This is a genomic window from Kitasatospora terrestris (assembly GCF_039542905.1).
GTDB lineage: Bacteria > Actinomycetota > Actinomycetes > Streptomycetales > Streptomycetaceae > Kitasatospora > Kitasatospora terrestris.
This window is the reverse complement of the sequence record NZ_BAABIS010000001.1, coordinates 6,552,449-6,570,577: the sequence shown is the minus strand read 5'-3', so window position 1 is coordinate 6,570,577 and position 18,129 is coordinate 6,552,449. Positions and strand designations below refer to the sequence as shown.

The 18,129-nt window shown below is 75.1% G+C and carries 10 protein-coding genes and 1 tRNA gene; 1 reads left to right on the top strand and 10 read right to left on the bottom strand.

Annotated elements, in window-relative coordinates; translation table 11 throughout:
• Window positions 1–29: 29 nt before the first annotated feature.
• The 3 genes from ABEB06_RS30120 to ABEB06_RS30110 form a co-directional block, all read right to left on the bottom strand.
• Entirely contained in the window at window positions 30–863 is an 834-nt protein-coding gene (locus ABEB06_RS30120) for a chaplin (RefSeq protein WP_345700056.1), read from the bottom strand.
• Between the two features lie 229 nt (window positions 864–1,092).
• The gene (locus tag ABEB06_RS30115; protein ID WP_345700055.1) at window positions 1,093–1,335 is read right to left on the bottom strand and encodes a chaplin; all 243 of its coding nucleotides are present in this window, start codon (window positions 1,333–1,335) and stop codon (window positions 1,093–1,095) included.
• Window positions 1,336–1,491: 156 nt separating this feature from the next.
• Window positions 1,492–2,814, bottom strand: coding sequence for a M20/M25/M40 family metallo-hydrolase (locus ABEB06_RS30110; protein WP_345700054.1), 1,323 nt, complete (start codon window positions 2,812–2,814; stop codon window positions 1,492–1,494).
• 202 nt (window positions 2,815–3,016) lie between these two features.
• On the opposite strand from ABEB06_RS30110, the gene ABEB06_RS30105 reads away from it, so the two are divergent.
• Window positions 3,017–3,104, top strand: a tRNA-Leu gene (locus ABEB06_RS30105).
• A gap of 37 nt (window positions 3,105–3,141) precedes the next feature.
• Here the strand turns inward: ABEB06_RS30105 and ABEB06_RS30100 are convergent.
• The 7 genes from ABEB06_RS30100 to ABEB06_RS30070 are packed head-to-tail and all read right to left on the bottom strand — an operon-like array spanning window position 3,142 to window position 18,128.
• Window positions 3,142–4,722, bottom strand: a complete 1,581-nt coding sequence (locus ABEB06_RS30100; RefSeq protein ID WP_345700053.1) for an amino acid adenylation domain-containing protein — start codon at window positions 4,720–4,722, stop codon at window positions 3,142–3,144.
• Window positions 4,719–7,619: a type I polyketide synthase gene (locus ABEB06_RS30095; protein ID WP_345700052.1), complete on the bottom strand. Its 2,901-nt coding sequence runs from the start codon at window positions 7,617–7,619 to the stop codon at window positions 4,719–4,721. Before ABEB06_RS30095 ends, ABEB06_RS30100 begins: the two co-directional genes overlap by 4 nt.
• Entirely contained in the window at window positions 7,616–11,110 is a 3,495-nt protein-coding gene (locus ABEB06_RS30090) for a non-ribosomal peptide synthetase (RefSeq protein ID WP_345700051.1), read from the bottom strand. The genes ABEB06_RS30095 and ABEB06_RS30090 overlap by 4 nt, the downstream gene beginning before the upstream one ends.
• On the bottom strand, window positions 11,107–11,376 hold the full coding sequence (locus ABEB06_RS30085) for a phosphopantetheine-binding protein (protein ID WP_345700050.1): 270 nt from the start codon (window positions 11,374–11,376) through the stop codon (window positions 11,107–11,109). Before ABEB06_RS30085 ends, ABEB06_RS30090 begins: the two co-directional genes overlap by 4 nt.
• Window positions 11,376–13,670, bottom strand: a complete 2,295-nt coding sequence (locus ABEB06_RS30080; RefSeq protein WP_345700049.1) for a beta-ketoacyl synthase N-terminal-like domain-containing protein — start codon at window positions 13,668–13,670, stop codon at window positions 11,376–11,378. The genes ABEB06_RS30085 and ABEB06_RS30080 overlap by 1 nt, the downstream gene beginning before the upstream one ends.
• Window positions 13,663–16,857 carry a non-ribosomal peptide synthetase gene (locus tag ABEB06_RS30075; RefSeq protein ID WP_345700048.1) on the bottom strand — a complete coding sequence of 1,065 codons (3,195 nt, stop codon included), beginning with the start codon at window positions 16,855–16,857 and terminating at the stop codon, window positions 13,663–13,665. The genes ABEB06_RS30080 and ABEB06_RS30075 overlap by 8 nt, the downstream gene beginning before the upstream one ends.
• Window positions 16,854–18,128 (bottom strand): MFS transporter, encoded by a 1,275-nt coding sequence (locus ABEB06_RS30070; protein WP_345700047.1) that lies wholly within the window; start codon window positions 18,126–18,128, stop codon window positions 16,854–16,856. The genes ABEB06_RS30075 and ABEB06_RS30070 overlap by 4 nt, the downstream gene beginning before the upstream one ends.
• Between the last annotated feature and the right edge of the window lies 1 nt (window position 18,129).

The following is an 18,129-nucleotide window of genomic DNA, read 5'->3' as shown; positions in this document are numbered from 1 at the left end:
GAAGGCCGGGACCGGACGCGCGGGCGCCGTCAGACCCCGGCGGAGACGCGGGAGCGCCGGTAGAGCACGCCGCCGCCGATCAGCAGCAGGGCGCCGGTCGGGGCGAGCAGCTCCAGGCCGGAGACGCCGGTGGAGGCCAGGCGGTCGCCGGCCACGGCCTCGGCGGTGTCGACCGCGGGGGCGCCGGTGCGCGGGGTGCCCGCGGTGGTGGTCGACGAGGCCGGGACGACCCCGCCCTCCGGGGTGCCGCCGCCGGTGCGCGGGGTGCCGTTCGTCCCGCCCGGGGTGTGGTCGCCGCCGGTGGAGCCGGTGCCGGGGGGCGTCTGGGTCGCCGGCGGGGTGCGGTCGCCCGGGTGGCCGGGCGGGCAGTCGTCGTGGCCGGGCGGGGTGGTGGGCGGCTGGTGGTGCGGGGCCGCGTGGTTGCCGCAGTCGTTGCCGAACGCGGGGTTGCCGATGCCGACCACGTTGACCGAGTTGCCGCACGCGTCGACCGGGGCGTTGACCGGGGCCTGGACGTTGTTGCCGGAGACGACGCCGGGCGAGCCGGTGGTGGAGCCGCTCGCCGAGGAGCCGGCGTGGCTGCCGGAGCCGGTCTGCGAGCCGCCGGTGTGCGCGCCGCCCGTGTTGCCGCAGTTGTTGCCGAAGGCCGGGTTGAGCAGGCCGATCAGGTTGATGGTGTTGCCGCAGGCGTTCACGGGGATGTCCACGGGCGCCTGGACCGCGTTGCCCGAGCCCACACCGGGCGAGCCGGCCGCGGCGCCCTGGGCGTCGCTCCCCGCCGCGTACGCGTAGCCTGCGGTCGAGGCCAGCACACTGCCGGTGGCCATGGCAGTGAGGAGGCCCTTCTTTGCGACCTGTCGCATTGACTCCCCTGACTATTTCAGATTGTCGGAATACTTGACGATTTCCTCGCCGATACAGAGACAACGACATCCGGCGACAAAGGATCGGCCGGATTCCGCCCGTTCATCCGATCGGGTGAGGAAATCGAACAGCGTGGTGGTGAGAGCGAAAAGCGCGCGCCCCCGAGCGGGGAATCCTCCGCTCGGGGGCGCGGGTGTCACGTGACCGTCGGCAGCGGACGGGCCCGGCTCAGAAGTTCTGGCAGTTGTTGCCGAAGGCCGGGTTGAGCAGGCCGATCACGCTGATGGTGTTGCCGCAGACGTTGACCGGGACGTGCACCGGAACCTGGATCAGGTTGCCGGACAGCACGCCCGGGGAGTTGGTGGCCGCGCCGGCGGCGGACGCACCGCCGTGGGCGGCGGCGGCACCCGCGCCGGCGAGCACCAGGCCACCGGTGGCAGCGGCGACGGCAGCGATCTTCTTGGCCTTCATGTATTCCTCCTGGTCGATATCCGCAGCCCGCTTTCCCCCGGGCTGCATACGGGTGAACGAGGCGCCTTCGCAGGGGAAACGGAGGCGGTCACGGATTCACCCGCACCGGTGATAGGAAGAACGGATGATCGACCAGGAGGACGGTCGGGGCGCGCCTCAGCAGGCGTCGAGGAACCGGTCCAGCACCCGGACGCCGAACTTCAGGCCGTCCACCGGCACCCGCTCGTCCACGCCGTGGAACATGCCGGCGAAGTCCAGATCCGGCGGCAGCTGCAGCGGCGCGAAGCCGAAGCAGCGGATGCCGAGGTCCTGGAAGGACTTGGCGTCCGTCCCGCCCGACAGGCAGTACGGCACCGCGCGGGCGATCGGGTCCTCGGCGCGCAGCGCGCTCTGCATCGCCTCCACCAGGTCGCCGTCGAAGCTGGTCTCCAGCGCCTTGTCGTAGTGCAGGCTCTCGCGCTTCACCCGGGGGCCGAGCACGCTGTCCAGCTCGGCCAGGAACTCCTCCTCGTAGCCGGGCAGGAAGCGGCCGTCCACGTGCGCGGTGGCCTGGCCGGGGATCACGTTCACCTTGTAGCCGGCACCGAGCATGGTCGGCTGCGCGGTGTTGCGCAGCGTGGTGCCGATCATCTTGGCGATGCCGCCGAGCACCTTCAGCGTCTCGTCCATGTTCTCCGGGTCGAGCCGCACGCCCAGCGCGTCCGAGAGCTCGTCCAGGAAGGCCCGCACGGTCTTCGTGATCCGCAGCGGGAAGCGGTGCCGGCCGAGGCGGGCGACCGCCTCGCACAGCTCGGTGATGGCGTTGTCGTCGTTCTCCATCGAACCGTGCCCGGCCCGGCCCTCGACGGTCAGGCGCATCCAGTGCATCCCCTTCTCCGCCGTCTCCACCAGGTACAGCCGCACCTGGTCGTTGACGGTGAAGGAGAAGCCGCCGACCTCGCCGATCGCCTCGGTGACGCCCTCGAACAGGTCCGGGTGCTCGTCCACCAGGTAGCGGGCGCCGTACGTGCCGCCCGCCTCCTCGTCCGCGACGAACGCCAGCACCAGGTCGCGCGGGGGCTTGCGGCCGGTGCGCAGCCGGTCGCGGACCACCGCCAGGGTCATCGCGTCCATGTCCTTCATGTCCACCGCGCCCCGGCCCCAGACGCAGCCGTCGGCGATCTCCCCGGAGAAGGGGTGGTGGGTCCAGTCGTCGGCGTTGGCCGGAACCACGTCGGTGTGGCCGTGGATCAGCAGGCCCGGCCGCGACCGGTCCTCGCCCTCGATCCGCACCACGGTGGACGCCCGCCCCCTGGCGGACTCGTAGATCTTCGGCTCCAGCCCGAACTCGGCGAGCTGCTCGGCCACGTACTCGGCGGCCTTGCGCTCGCCCGGGCCCGAGCCGTCCCCGTAGTTGCTGGTGTCGATCCGGATCAGGTCACGGCAGATCTCGGCGACCTCCGACTCGGCCGTCACCGTACGTCCGCTGGCCTCGGTCATGCTTCCACCACGCTCCCACCTCGTCCTCAGCCCGCCCCGGGGCACCTGTCCGCCATCCTCTCCCAGCCCGCCGCCCGCCCCAAGGCCATTCCCGCAGTTCCCGGCCCCGGTGCGGTCGCGGGGGCGGTTTTGGGAGTCCCAGGCGATCACTGCTACTGTTACTCCTGTCAGCGCGGCACGGAGTCGCGACGACAGACACCTTGTCCGGGTGGCGGAATGGCAGACGCGCTAGCTTGAGGTGCTAGTGCCCTTTATCGGGCGTGGGGGTTCAAGTCCCCCCTCGGACACCACCGGAGGACCCCAGCCGAGCTGGGGTCCTCCTGCGTTTCAGCGCTCGGTGCGCCGGCGGCGGGGCGGTGGCGGGAGGGCGTTGCGGTCGGCCTTGCCGTGCGCGGTGGTGGGGATCTCCGCGAGCGGGACGATCCTCGCCGGGACCATGTGCTCGGGCAGGTGCTCGGCGAGGTGCGCGCGCAGACCGGCCTCGTCGAGGGCGTCCGGGGACCCGTCGGCGGGGACGGCGTAGGCGACCAGGGTGCGGCCCTCGCGCAGCACGGCGACCGCGTGGCGGACCGCCGGGTGGCGGCGCAGGGTGGCCTCGATCTCGCCGAGTTCGACGCGCTGGCCGCGGATCTTGACCTGGGTGTCGATCCGGCCGAGGTAGTCGAGGTGGCCCTCCGGGGCCCAGCGGGCCAGGTCCCCGGTGCGGTAGACCCGTTCGGTGCGGCCGGCGACCGGCAGCTCGACGAAGCGCTCGGCGGTGAGGTCGGGCCGCCCGGCGTACCCCCGGGCCAGCGAGGGCCCGGCGAGCAGGAGTTCACCGGGGACGCCGACCGGGGCGAGCTCGCCGTACTCGTCCACGACGTAGGCGCGGACGTTGGAGAGCGGGCGGCCGATCGGGACCAGGTCGCCGGTCTCCCGCGGGCGGCACCGCCATCCGGTGACGTCGATGGTGGCCTCGGCGGGGCCGTACATGTTGTGCACCTCGGCCTGCGGCAGGGCGGCGGTCAGGGTGTTGGCGAGCCGCGGCGGCAGCGCCTCGCCGCCGCACAGGACGGTGCGCAGGGTGGTGCACTCCTCGACCCCGGGCTCGGTGACGAACAGGGCGAGCATCGACGGCACGAAGTGGACCATGGTGACGCCGTGCCGCCGGACCAGCTCGACCAGCGCCTGCGGATCGCGGTGCGCCTCCGGCGGCGCCACCGCGAGGGTGGCGCCGGCGAGGAAGGCGAGCAGGAGCTCCCAGAGCGAGACGTCGAAGGTGTACGGCGTCTTCTGCAGCAGCACGTCGCCGGGGCCGAGCCGGTGGCGCTCCAGCATGCCGGCCAGCCGGTTGGCGAGGGCGGCGTGGGTCAGTTCGACGCCCTTGGGCTCGCCGGTCGAGCCGGAGGTGAAGACGACGCAGCAGAGCCCGTCGACGACGGACGGCCCGGCGGTGAGGGAGCGCCAGTCCACCGGGGCGCCGACCAGCGCGGTGCCGGTGACCGGGAGGACCGGGACCGGCAGGTCGTCGGGCAGCGGCGCGGCCCCGTCGCTGAGCAGCAGGGCGGCCCGGGTGGACTCCAGCATCCGGCGCAGCCGGGCCGGCGGGTGCTGCGGGTCGAGCGGGACGTACGCGGCGCCGGACAGCAGGATGCCGAGGACGGCGGTGACCAGCTCCGGCCCGCGCCGGGCGGCGAGGCCGACCGCCGTACCGGGGCCGGTGCCGCGGGCCCTGAGCCGGCCGGCCAGCACGGCCGCGTCGTCCAGCAGCTGCCGGTAGGTGAGCGCGGTGTCGCCGTGGCGCAGGGCGACGGCCTCGGGGGTGCGGGCGGCCTGGCGGCAGATCGCCTCGTGGACGGGGGTGCGCGGGGCGGGGGTCGGGTCGGGGTTGAAGCCGAGCAGCGTCCGGAGGTCGGTGCGGGCGGTCATCCGGCCACCACCTGGGCGGCGATGGCGCGCGGGGTCGGGGAGTCGGCGAGGGCGCCGATGTCGATCGGGGTGCCGAGCCGGCGCTGCACCTGGGAGATCATCCGGATGAAGAGCAGCGACTCGCCGCCCAGGGTGAAGAAGTCGGAGTCGGCGGCGACGTCGGGGACGCCGAGCAGGGTGCGCCAGATGTCGAGGATCCGGGCGAGCGGATCGTCGGCGTCGACGGCGGCGTGGACGCCGGGGTCGGCGGGCACGGGTGCGGCGGACGCGGCCGGGGTCGGCGCGGCCAGCCAGTGCCGGGTGGCGGCGAAGGGATGGGTGGGCAGGGCGACCCGGGCGGCGGGCGCGCCGGCCCGGACGGCGGCCCAGTCCAGGTCGACGCCGTGCGCCCAGAGCCGGCCGAGGCCCCCGAGCAGCTCGCCGCGCCGGGGCTGGAGGGCCACGGTGGCGGCGTCCCGGACGGCCGGGATCTGCCGGGCGCTGCCGATCAGGCCGGTGCCCGGGCCGACCTCGACCAGGACCAGCCGGGAGCGGTCGGCGACCGCCTCCACCGCGGCCTGGTACCGGACCGGGCTGCGCAGTTGCCCGGCCCAGTAGCCCGGTGGGCGGATGCCGCCCTTGGGCAGCACCCGGCCGTCGACGGTGCTGACCACTGGGACGGTGGCGGGCCGGGTCGGGATGCCCGCGGCCGCGGTGCCGAGCGCGGTGGCCGCCTCGGCCATCATCCGGGAGTGGAAGGCGCGGCGGGCGGGCAGCGGCCGGTGCGGCACGCCCTCGGCCGCCAGCCGGTCCTGCAGCAGCAGCATCGGCTCGACCGGTCCGGACACCACCGCGACCTCGGGGGCGTTGAGCGAGGCCAGGTCCAGCTCGGGCAGGCCGTCCAGGTGGCGGCGGACCACCGGCTCGGCGGCGAGGACGGCCAGCATCCGGCCCTCCGGGGCGCGCTGCATCAGCGACCCCCGCTCGGCCACCAGCCGGAGCATCTCGGTCAGCGCGAGCTCCCCGGCCAGGGCCGCGGCGGCGAACTCGCCCACCGAGTGGCCGATCAGCGCGGCCGGCCGCACCCCGAAGGAGAGCAGCAGACGGCCCAGCGCGTACTCGTGCAGCACCAGCGCGGGCTGGGTGAGGTCGGTCCGGTGGACCAGCCCGTCCGGGTCGCTGCCGAGCAGCAGCTCGCGCAGGTCCACGCCGAGCAGGCCCCGGACGTGGTCGGCGCCCCGGTCGAGGTCGGCGGCGAAGCCCGGGTAGCGGTCGTACGGCCAGGCGGACATGCCGGGCGCCTCGGCGCCCTGGCCGGGGAAGAGCAGGACCACCTCGGGCCGGCGCAGCGCCGTGCGGCGGGGCGCCGCGGTCAGCGCCTTGGCCGCGGCCGCCGGGTCACCGGCGAGGACGGCGAGGCGGTGCGGGAAGTGCCGGCGGTGCTCGCGGGTGGTCACCGCGACGTCGCGCAGCGGCAGTTCGGGGTGGTCGCGCAGGTGGGTCGCGAGCCGTTCGGCGGCGGTGACCAGCGCCTCCTCGGTACGGGCGGAGACCACCAGCAACTCGGGTTGCCCGGCTGCGGGCCCGGCGGGGGCCTCGGCCGGGGGCTCGGCGGGGGCGGGCCCGGGAGGCGTTTCCTCGGTGAGGACGAGGTGGACGTTGGTGCCGCCCAGGCCGAAGGAGCTGACCGCGGCGCGGCGCGGCCGACCGGGGGTCGCGGGCCAGTCGCGGGCCACCGTGTCCACGGTGAACGGGCTCTTCGGGTCCAGCAGTTCGGCCCGCGGTTCGGTCAGCCCGGCCAGCGGGGGCAGCTTCCGGTGCCGCAGCGCCAGGACCGCCTTGATCAGGCCCGCCACGCCGGCGGCCGCGGACAGGTGCCCGATGTTGGCCTTGACCGAGCCGAGCGAGCAGCCGGCCCCGGTGCCGCCGAACACCTCGTGCAGGGCGGCGAGTTCGATCGCGTCGCCGACCTCGGTGGCGGTGCCGTGCGCTTCCAGGTAGCCGACCGTGCCCGGATCCACACCGGCCGCCGCGTACGCGCGGGCCAGGACGTCGACCTGGCCCGCCACCCCCGGCGCGGTGTAACCCACCTTGGCGGCACCGTCGTTGTTGATCGCGGACCCGGAGATCAGCGCGAGGACCAGGTCGCCGTCCCGGCGGGCGTCCTCGGCGCGCTTGAGCGCCACCATGCCCACGCCGCTGCCGGGCACGGTGCCGTTGGCGCCCGCGTCGAACGGCCGGCAGCTGCCGTCCGGCGACATGATGCCCTTCGGCTCGTACTGGTAGCCGGACTCCTGCGGCAGCGCGAGGTAGGCGCCGCCGGCCAGGGCCACGTCGCAGTCGCCCGTGCGCAGGCTCTGGCAGGCCAGGTGCACGGCGGTCAGCGAGGTGGAACAGGCGGTCTGGACGGTGATCGCCGGGCCGCCGAGACCCAGCCGGTACGCGATCCGGGTCGCCAAGTGGTCCTTCTCGTTGGTGAGCACCACGGACAGCAACCCGTCCGTCTCCAGCACCTCCGGATCGGCCAGGACGTGTTGCTGCAGGTAGTAGTTGAAGCCCGCACCGGCGAACACCCCGACCCGGCCGGGCACGCCGTCGGTGAGCAGGCCGGCGGACTCCAGCGCCTCCCAGGCGGCCTGCAGCAGCAGCCGCTGCTGGGGGTCCATCAGGTCCGCCTCGCGCGGCGGAACGCCGAAGAAGGCGGAGTCGAACAGCTCCGGGTCGGCCACGGCGCCGCGCACCGGGACGTAGCCCGGGTCGTCCAGCCGCTCGGCGGGCACCCCCGCGGCCAGCAGCTCGGCCCGGCCGAGCCGGCTCACGGTGACCCGACCGGCCAGCACGTTCGACCAGTACGCGTCCAGGTCGGCGGCGCCGGGGAACCGGCCGGCCATGCCGACGACGGCGATCTCCTGGCTCATCTCGGAACTCCCGTGGTCGTCGTGCGCAGGTGGGCGGCCAGGGCCTGCACGGAGGGGAAGCGGTAGAGGTCGGTCAGCGGGATCGGCCGGCCGCCGAGCTGCTCCTGGAGCCGGCGGCGGACCAGCGCCACGCCCAGCGAGTCGCCGCCGACGTCGAAGAAGCCCTCGTCCGGGTCGAAGTCGTCGGTGCCCAGCACCTCGGCCCACGCCTCGGAGATCAGCTCTTCCAGGTCGGCGCTGGGCGCGGCCCCGGGCGGTGGCGCGGCAGGCTCGGACGGCGCGGCGAGGACGGGTGGTGCGGCGGGCGCGGACGGCGCGGCAAGGACGGGTGGTGCGGCGAGGACGGCGAGGGCGCGCAGGTCGACCTTGCCGTTGCGGTCCAGCGGGAAGGCGTCCACGGCGAGCCAGCGTTGCGGGCGCTCGTACGGGGCGAGGCCGGGTTCGACCGCCTCGCGGACCGCGGCCAGCAGCCCGTCCGGGGCCTTGACCGCGGCGCACAGCCGCTCGGCGGCCAGGAACACCACGGCGTCCAGCACCCCGGGCTGCTCCCGGATCCGGCGCTCCACGGCCACCGGTTCGACCCGGTGACCGGCGATCTTCACCTGCCGGTCCGCCCGGCCCAGGAAGCGCAGCCGGCCGTCGGCGCCCCAGCGGACCAGGTCGCCGGTCCGGTACTCGCGGAGCCCCGCGAGGTCGGTGAACACCTCGGCGGTGCGCTCCGGATCGCCCAGGTAGCCGTCGGCCAGACCCGCGCCCGCGGCACGCAGTTCGCCGACCGCGCCCGGCGGCACCGGGCGGCCGGCGGCGTCCACGATCCGCAGCGCCGTACCGCGCACCGGGGAGCCGATCGGGAACGGGTCGGGCACCTCGTGCGCGCCGTCCGCGTGGCATACCGCGGTGAACGTGGTGTTCTCGGTCGGGCCGTAGCCGTTGGTGACCCGGAGGCCGGCGCACCGGCGCAGCACCCGCCGGACGTGGTCCGGCGAGACCACGCCGCCGCCGGTGAACAGCTGCCGCAGGCCCGCGAACGCCTCCGGGCGGTGGTCCGCGACCAGGTGGAACAGGCCCGAGGTCAGCCAGGCGTGGGTGGTGCCGGAGGCCGGCAGGAACGCGGCCAGGCCGGCGGGGGTCGGCTCCTCGGGCGGGTGGACGACCACCGTGCCACCGGTGGCGAGCGGGACCAGCAGCTCCAGGGTGGAGGCGTCGAACGCGAGCGGGGAGAGCCGCAGCATCCGGACACCGGCGGCGGGGTCGGCGAACAGCCGCTCGTCGTCGGCCAGCCGCAACACCGCGCGGTGCGGCACGACGACGCCCTTGGGCTCGCCGGTGGTGCCGGAGGTGAAGGAGATGTACGCCGCCGCCCCGGCACCGGCAGCAGTCGGAACTCCCTCCGGGAGGAGGGCCGCCGGGCCGCCGGGGGCCGAGGAGCCCCGCGAGACGTCAGGCGTGCCACCGGGCGGCGAATCAGCCGGGAAGGTGGCGGGTGGGCAGGTGGGGACGGCGGTGAGGGCGGGGTCGTCGGGGGTGCCGCCGATGCGGGCGGCGGGGGTGGTGGCGGCGACGATCCGGGCGCGGCGGTCGGCGGGGACGCCGGGGTCGACGGCGACGTAGCTGGCGGGCAGGCCGAGCACACCGAGGACGGCGACGGCCTCGGCCGCGGAGCGGGGCAGTTCCAGCACCACCCGGTCGCCCGGGCGGACTCCGGCCTCGCGCAGCCGATCGGCCTGGGCGAGCGCGTGGGCGTGGAGTTGACGGTACGTCAGACGCACGCCGGCGTGCGGGTCGTCGACGGCGAGCGCGTCGGGCCGGCTCGCGGCCTGCTGCTCGAAGCGGGTCCACAGGTCGTCGTCGGTGGCGAACGGGGTGCCGTCGCCGAGTTCGGCGAGTCTGCGGTGCTGGGCGGCGGAGAGGCCGGTGACCTCGTCGATCGGCCGGTCGGGCCGGGCCGCGAGTTCGGCGAGGACGGCCCGGAAGGATTCGGTGAGCTCGCCGGCGTCGGCCGCGCTCTGGGCCGAACTCGCGTACTCCACGGCCAGGCGGGGCCGCCGCGACCAGTCCTGGACGAACAGCAGGGCGTCGAAGACCGATCCGTGGCAGTGGCCCTCGTGCACCTGCCACCGGCTGCCGTCCGCCGTGTCGAAGCTGTGGGGGACCAGGTCGTGGTGGGCGGCGAAGCCGATCTGGGCGACCGGGTTGCGGCTGCCGTCGACCTCTCCGGCGAGCGCGCCGACGACGCGGGCGAAGGGCAGGTCGGCGTCGGTGACGGCGTCGGCGAGCGCGGCGGCGGTGGCGCGGACGTACTCGGCGGCGGTCTGCCGCCCGCCGGTGCGGCAGCGGACCGGGACGATCCGGGTGCAGAGGCCGACCAGGTCGGCCATGCCGGCCTCGGACCGGCCGGAGGCGGCGACGCCGAGCAGCAGGTCCTCGGTGGCGGCGCGGCGGGCGGCGGCGAGGGCCCAGGCGGCCAGCAGGACGGAGGTGACGGTGGTGCGGGCGTGCCGGGCGAGCCGTTCGACGGCCTCGGCCAGGGCCGGTTCGAGGGTGAGGAGCAGCCGTTCGCCGCGTCCGTCGGCCTCCTCGGCGCGGGGGTGGTCGCCGGGGAGGGCGGCGACCAGCGGGGCTCCGGCCAGCCGGGCGGTGACCCGGTCGGTGGCGGCGGCGAGCGTGCCGTCGGCCTCCTTGGCGGCGAGCCGGGTCGCGGTCCAGTCCGGGGAGGGCGCGGTGGCGGGCAGCGCGGCCGGGCCGTCCTGGTGGAGCCGGGCGAACTCGCGCCACAGCACGCCGATGCTCCAGCCGTCGGCCAGCACGTGGTGCACCAGGACGGTGAGCAGGGTCCGCTCCCCCGTGTCGGTGCGGACGAAGACCACCGGCGGCTGCTCGAAGGGGCGCAGCAGTTCGGCGGCGCGCCGTCCGTACAGCTCGTGGACGGCGCGGACGGGGTCGGTGCCGGCGGGCAGTCGCTGGTGGAGCAGGCGCGGGGTGCGGCCGGCGGGCAGGACGGTCCGGCGGGCGCCCCCGGCGTGCTCGGTGAACAGGGTGCGCAGCGACTCGTGCCGGGCGGTGAGGGCGCGCAGGGCGGCCTCGGTGCGGTCGGGGTCGAGCGGGCCGTCCGGCTGCAGGGTGAACATCAGGTGGTAGGCCTGGTCGCGACCGGCCAGGTGGGCGGCGAGCATGGCCTTCTGACCGGGCAGCAGCTCCCGGTCGCGGGGTTCGGCGCCGGCCGGGCGCGGGGCGGGGTCGGTGCGGACGTACGTCCGGGCTCCGGCCAGGGCCTCGGCCAGCGGGAGGGCGCCGAGCAGTCGGGCCACCTCGACGTCCAGGGCGAGGTGGCGCTGGCCGTTCGCGGTGAGCGCGATGGCCTGCAGGGAGGTGCCGCCGAGCGCGGTGAAGGACTCCTGCCGGGAGCGGGCCGCGACCTCCTCGGCCGGGAGGCCGAGGAGGTCGACGATCAGCGGGGTCCACTCGGTGAGCGGGCTGACCGGAAGGGTCATGCCCGGCCGCCCTCGGCGACCCGCTCCGGCGCGGCCTGCGCGGCGACGGCCAGCAGGTCGCCGAAGCGCGGGTTCTCCAGGACGTGGGCGAGTTCGACGGCGAGGCCGAGTTCCTGGCGGATCAGGGTGGACAGTCTCAGGGCGCTGAGCGAGTGGCCGCCGAGGTCGAAGAAGTCGTCGTCCGGGTCGACGGCGTCGACGCCGAGGACCTCCATCCAGATCTGCTCGAGCTCGGCCGCCCGTGCCGGGTCAAGGTGCTCGCTCATCACAGGTGCCTCTCCTTGGCGGTGGGGGGGATGTCGAGGTAGTGGCGGGTGGGGGCGAAGGGGTAGCCGGGGGCCGGGACGCGGCGCAGGCCCTCGTCGAGCTCGGGGTCCCAGGGGCCGCCGATGCCCATCTCCCAGAGCAGGCCGACGGAGGCGAGCATCCGGTCGTAGCCGTTGGACAGCGGCGGGAGTTCGACGTCGACGTGCGGCAGCACCTGGGTGCCGATCTCCAGCCAGGCGGCCGGGTCGGGTCCGGTGGCGGGCGGGGCGAAGGTCCGGTCGTGCTCCTCGTGCAGCCGCGTCGCCCAGTAGTGCGGGTCGGCGGCCTGGTCGGCACCGATCGGGGTGCCGTCCGGGGCGTACAGCGGGACGGTCGGCTCGGCGCAGCGCAGGCCGTCGGCGCTCCGGCCGAGGGTGAGGCCGATGGCGTCGGTGAAGTCCAGGACACCGGCGGCGCTTGCCGCGGCGAGGGCGCCGACGCCCAAGCCGGTCAGGGCGGACGGGCGGACGCCGCGGCGGCGGAGCGCGTCGATCCAGGCCTGGGCGAGCGCGAAGCGGCCGGCCAGCTCCCGGGTCTCCAGGTCGGGTTCGGCGTCCAGGGTGCGCAGTTCGGCGTAGCCCCGGTCGACGATCCGCCGGAAGTGCGGGTCGAGGTTGTAGGTGTGCGGGCTGCCCGGGAGGCGGCCGCCGGCGGTGAGGAAGTAGCCGACGCCCCGTTCGGCGTTCTTGGCGGCGGCCCGGCGGACCGGGCGCAGCGGCTTGAGCTCCTCGTCGGGGGTACGGATCAGGCAGCCGCGCCAGGGGAACTCGACCCGGCCGGCGCGCAGGGTGTACCCGAGGTCGGGGAGGTCGGCGGCGGGCAGGTCGGCGAGGTGCTCGTTGATCCGGGCGAGGCTCGCGGTGGCGGTGTCCTCGGTCTTGGCGGAGACCAGCAGCAGTTCGCTGCCCTCGCGGCGGCGGCGCCCGGTGCGGTGGACGGCCGGGGCCTCCTCCAGGACGACGTGGGTGTTGGTGCCGCCGATGCCGAAGGAGCTGACGCCGGCCCGGCGGATCCCGTCGATGGCGGGCCATTCGTGCGCCTCGGTGGGGACGTACAGCACCGACTTGTCGAGCTCCAGCGCGGGGTTGGCCTCGGTGAACCGGGCGACCGGCGGGATGGTGCGGTTCTTCAGGGCGAGGACGGTCTTGACCACGCCGACCACGCCGGCCGCGGTGTCCAGGTGGCCCATGATCGACTTGAGCGCGCCGAGGGCGACCGGCTGACGGTCGGGGCGGTCGGTGTCGAAGACGGTCCGCAGTGCGGAGACCTCGATCGGGTCGCCGAGGATGGTGCCGGTGCCGTGCGCCTCGACCAGGCCGATGCCGTCCGGCTCGACGCCGGCGACCGCGAGGGCTGAGCGGATCGCGGTCGCCTGGCCCTCCGGGCCCGGTGCGGTGAAGCCCGCCTTGCGGGCGCCGTCGTTGACGGCGGCGGTGCCGGCGATCACCGCGTGCACGGTGTCGTTGTCCCGGATCGCGTCCTCCAGCCGCTTGAGCACCAGGATGGCGCCGCCGTCGGCGTCCACGGTGCCCTGGGCCTGGCTGTCGAAGGTGCGGCAGCGCCCGTCCGGGGAGAAGATCCCGCCGGGTTCGTGGAAGTGGCCGCGCCGGGTGGGCGGTGCCACCGAGGCGGCCCCGGCCAGCGCGACGTCGGCCTCGTAGGTGAGCAGGCTCTGCACCGCCAGGTGGACGGCGACCAGCGAGGTGGAGCAGGCGGTCTGCACGGTGAACGCGGTGCCCTGGAGGTTGAGCTTGTACGCGATCCGGGTGGCGGCGAAGTCCTTGTCGCTGGAGATCAGGATCTGCAGGCCGCCGGCGGACTTCACCGCGCGGGCGTTGGGCCACAGGACGTCCAGCAGGTAGACGTTGAGGCCGGTGCCGACGTGCACGGCGATCCGGTTGCCGTCCGGGGCGATCGGCGGGTAGCCGGCGTGCTCCAGGGCGCTCCAGGCGCACTCGAGCAGGACCCGCTGCTGCGGGTCCATCAGGACGCTGTCCTGCGGCGAGTAGCCGAACAGCCGGCCGTCGAAGCGGTCGTAGTCGTCGAGCACCGAGCGGGCCGGGACGAAGTCGGGGTGGTCGATCACCTCGTCGGGGTAGCCCCAGCTGCGCAGCTGCTCGCGGTCGAAGAAGCTCATCGCCTCGACGCCGTTCTCGATGTTGTGCCAGAAGCGGTCCAGGTCCCGTCCGGCTCCGGGCAGCCGGATCCCCATCCCGATGATGGCGATCCGGTCCTGTCCCAGGTCGTCAGGCATGCTCGTCCCCTCTGCTCAGTCGCCGCCGGCGGGCGAGCTGTTCGCGGCCCTGCCGGCGTTCTGCGAGCCGTTGGTCGGTGGCGGGCGCGGTCGGCGCCGGCCGGAAGTGGGCGGCGCAGGCCGCCGCCGTGCCGAAGCGGAAGAGGTCGGTGACCGAGATCTCCAGGCCGACCTCGGCCATCCGCTGCTGCACGGTGATCAGGGCGAAGCTGTGGCCGCCCACGTCGAAGAAGTTGTCGCCGGGCTCCAGGTCGGGGCGGCGCAGCACCTCGGCCCAGATCGCCCGGATCCGCTCGGTCAGGGTGTCGTCGGCCGGGCGCGCCGGGGTGGGGGCGGCGGCCGGGGCGGAGGCCCGCCCGGCCTCGGCGAGCAGCCGGCGGGTGTCGACCTTGCCGTTGGCGTTCAGCGGGATCCGCTCCACCGGCACGATCCGGGACGGCACCATGTAGCCGGGCAGCTCGTCGCGGACCAGGGCGCGCAGTTCGCGTTCGCCGCCGGCGGCGGGGTCCGCGACCACGAAGGCGACCAGTTCGTCGTCCTCGGCCGCGGCCACGCAGGAGCGCACACCCGCCTGGCGCAGGAACGCGGCCTCCACGTCGGCGAGTTCCACCCGGTATCCGCGCACCTTGACCTGGGCGTCCTCCCGGCCGAGGTAGACCAGACGCCCGTCCGGCGCCCACTTGGCGAGGTCGCCGGTCCGGTAGAGGGTGCCCGGGGCGTACGGGTCGGCGCCGAAGCGGGCCGCGGTGAGCTCGGGCATGCCGACGTACCCGGCGGCGACCAGGTCACCGCCGACGTACAGCTCGCCGGGCACGTTGATGCCGCTGGGGCGCTGCCGCTCGTCCAGGACGTAGCAGCGGGCGGAGGGCAGCGGCACGCCGATGTCGCCGTCCCGCACCTCGCCGAGGTCGGCGGCCTGGGCCTGGGCGACGGTGACGTGGATGGTGCCCTCGGTGATCCCGTACATGTTGACGAAGACCGCGGGCATCCGCTCCGGGTCGACCAGCGAGGCCAGCCGGGACCAGCTCAGCGCCTCGCCCGCCAGCACCACGTACCGCACCGGGGACTTGCCCGGTCCGAGCGTGTCGAAGAAGGGCGGGAGCAGGCGGTAGAGGGCGCCGGGGGTGAGGCTGAGCACCGTGATCCGTTCGGTGTGCGCCAGCCGGGCCAGCCGCGCCGGGTCGACCAGGTCGGCCTGGTCGGCGACGACCAGCCGGGCGCCGGACGACAGCGCGCCCCACATCTCCCAGACCGAGACGTCGAAGGAGAAGGAGTGGGCGCCCAGCCACCGGTCGCCGGGGCCGGTCTCCAGGCCGGCCGGGGTGGGGTCGCAGAGCGCGTTCAGGCCGCGGTGACGGACCATCACGCCCTTGGGCACGCCGGTGGAGCCGGAGGTGTAGATGAGGTACGCGAGGTCGTCCGGGTCGGGCAGCGCCGCGGGGGCGGGTGCCGGGCCGTCCAGGGTGCGGGCGTCCAGCAGGGCGAGGTCGCCGGGCAGTTTGCGGGCCAGGTCGAGGGTGTCGGCCTCGACCAGCAGGGTGGCCGGCCGGGCGCTGTCCAGGATCAGCTCCAGGCGCTGCCGCGGGTACTCGGGGTCGAGCGGGACGTACACCCCGCCGGCCTTCCAGACGCCGAGGATCGCGGCGACCACCGCCGGCGAGCGGCCGAGCAGCAGGCCGACCCGCTCGCCCCGGGCGAGGCCGGCGGCTGCCAGTCCGGCGGCGATCCGGTCGGACCAGCGGTCCAGCTCGCCGTACGCCACCTGTTCGCCGCGGTGGACCAGTGCGACCGCGTCCGGGGTGCGGGCCGCGTGGTCGCGGAACGCGCCCAGCACGGAGGGGTGTTCGGCCGGCCGGTGCCGCACCGGCGGGTTCCACCCGGCGGTGAGCAGGTGGTGCTCCCGGGCCGAGACCGGGCCGGGCTCGCCGTCGCCCACCACCGAGGCGAGCAGGGTGTGGTACTGCTCCAGCAGCCGTTCGGCGGTGTCCGGTTCGAACAGCTCGGTGGAGAACTCGGCGCGCAGGAACGGCGCCCTGGTGGACACGTCGAGGGTCAGCGCGAGGTCGAACTTGGCCGCCTCGATCTCCACGTCCACCTCGGTGGTGCGCAGCCCGGCGAACTCCGGCACGGTGAAGGTGAAGTTCTGCACCGTCAGCATGGTCTGGAACAGCGGGGCGTGGCTCAGCTGCCGCTCCTCGCCGACGGCCTGGACGATCTGCTCGAACGGCACGTCCTGGTGGCCGAGCGCGGTCAGCGCGGTGCGCCAGGTGCGGGTGGTCAGCTCGGCGAAGTCCGGGTCGCCGGTCAGGTCGACCCGGATCGGCAGGGTGTTGACCAGGCAGCCGACCAGCCGCTCCTCCGCCTCGTCCAGCCGGTTGGCGACCGGGACGCCGATCACCACCTCCTGCTGCCGGGCGTACCCGCCCAGCACCTTGGCGTACGCGGCGAGCGCGACGCCGAACAGGGTGGTGCCGCGCTCCTTGGCCCAGGCGGTCAGCCGGTCGACCAGCTCCGGGTCGACCGGGCGGCGCAGCACGGCGCCGGCGAAGCTCAGCACGCCCGGCCGGGGGTGGTCGGTGTGCAGGGTCAACTGGGGTGCGCCGGTCAGAAGTTGCCGCCAGTGTTCGAGCCGGCGGGTGTTCTTGGACCAGAGCGCGCGCTGTGCCTCGGCGTAGTCCAGGTAGCTGGGGCCGGCCGGGCCGCCGGTACCGGTGGAGTACTCCTCGGCCAGGTCGTCGAGGAGCAGGCCGACCGCCCAGCCGTCGCAGGCGATGTGGTGCACCAGCACCACCAGGGCGTGCTGCTCGGCGTCCCAGGAGAGCAGGTGGGCGCGCAGCACCCGGCCTGCGGCCAGGTCGAACGGGCGGGCGGCCTCGGCGGCCACCAGTTCGCGCAGCCGGGCGTCCTGCCCGGCCCGGTCGGCGGGGCCGCCGTCGTGCAGGGTGACCTCCGGCTCGCCGTCGTCGACCAGCCGCTGGACCAGTTCGCCGTCCAGCACCGCGAACCCGGTGTGCAGCACCTCGTGCTTGGCGGCCACCCGGCGCAGGGCGGCGGCGAGCGCCGCCCGGTCGAGCGGGCCCTCCATCCGCAGCGCGAACGCCACCACGTAGGCGGGGTTGCCGGGTTGGAGCTCGTTGAGGAAGTAGAACCGTTCCTGGGTGAAGGAGGCGCGGGCGGTGCGGGTCATACCGGTTCCTCCGTCTCCACCTGGGTCTGCCGCTCGGCGGCGAGCGCCGCCATCGCCTCGGCGCTGCGCCGGGCGGCCGGGCCGATCAGCAGCGCGGCCGCGACCATCAGCGCGGCGACCGCCGCCCAGCCCCAGAAGCCCTGGGCGATGACCAACCCGGAGAGCAGCACCGGGCCGGCCACGTTCTGGGTGGCCACGTGCAGGTCGAAGGCGCCCAGGTACTCGCCCTCGGCGTGCTTGGGGGCGAGGCCGAAGGCCAGGCCCCAGGCCGAGGCGGACTGCATCACCTCGGCGACCGAGAGCGCCAGCACGGCGGCGACGATCGCGGCCACCGCGAGCGCGGTGTGGTGCCAGACGGCGGTCAGCGACACCGAGAGGCAGCCGGCCGCGATCCACAGGCCCGCCCGGCGGCCGGTGGCGGCGGCGCCGGCCACCGTCTCGGCGCCCTTGCTGGCCCGGACCTGGAAGAGGATGACGAACACGGTGTTGATCACGAGCAGCAGCGGGACCAGGAAGGGCCGCACCCCGGTCCGGTTGAGCGTCCACAGCGGCAGCACCACCATCAGCAGGCTGATGTGCGAGGCGAGCAGCGCGGACACCCCGATCACGCTCAGGTACCGCAGGTCGCGGACCGCGCCGAACGGGCGGGGGCGGCGGGCCGCGGTGCCGGGCGCGCCGGCCGGCAGCCGGGTGACCAGCGCGGCCGCGGCACCCAGCAGCACCGCCGAGCCGACCGGGATCAGCACCAGCAGCCGTTCGCTCAGCGCGGCGACGGCGGCGATGCCGATGCCGGCGCTGAAGCCGATGTTGAACATCGAGCGCATCATGGCGTTCAGCCGGACCCGCTCCCCGTCGGGGACCAGGGTGGCGACCATGGCGCTCTCGGTGGGCCCGGTGCCGTAGTCCAGGAAGGCGATCAGCACCACCAGGACGTAGAACTCCAGCGCGTTGGAGACCAGCGAGTACAGGCCGAAGCCGACCGCGACCGCCGCGAACAGCGCGCACAGCAGGGTCCGCTTGTGCATCCGGTCGGCGATCATGCCGAACAGCACCGAGGAGACCAGGCCGGCGAAGCCCGCGGCGGACAGTCCGATGCCCACCTGGGCGGCGGACAGTCCGACGTGCAGGGTGAAGTAGACGACGCTTCCGCTGATGAACACGCCCTTGCCGGCGGCCCCGGCGAAGCGGATCGCCAGCAGGCTGCGGCGCAGCGGGTCGGCGGGGATCAGCCGGGCGATCCGGCCGGCGGGCACCGTGTCGTTCTCGCTCACG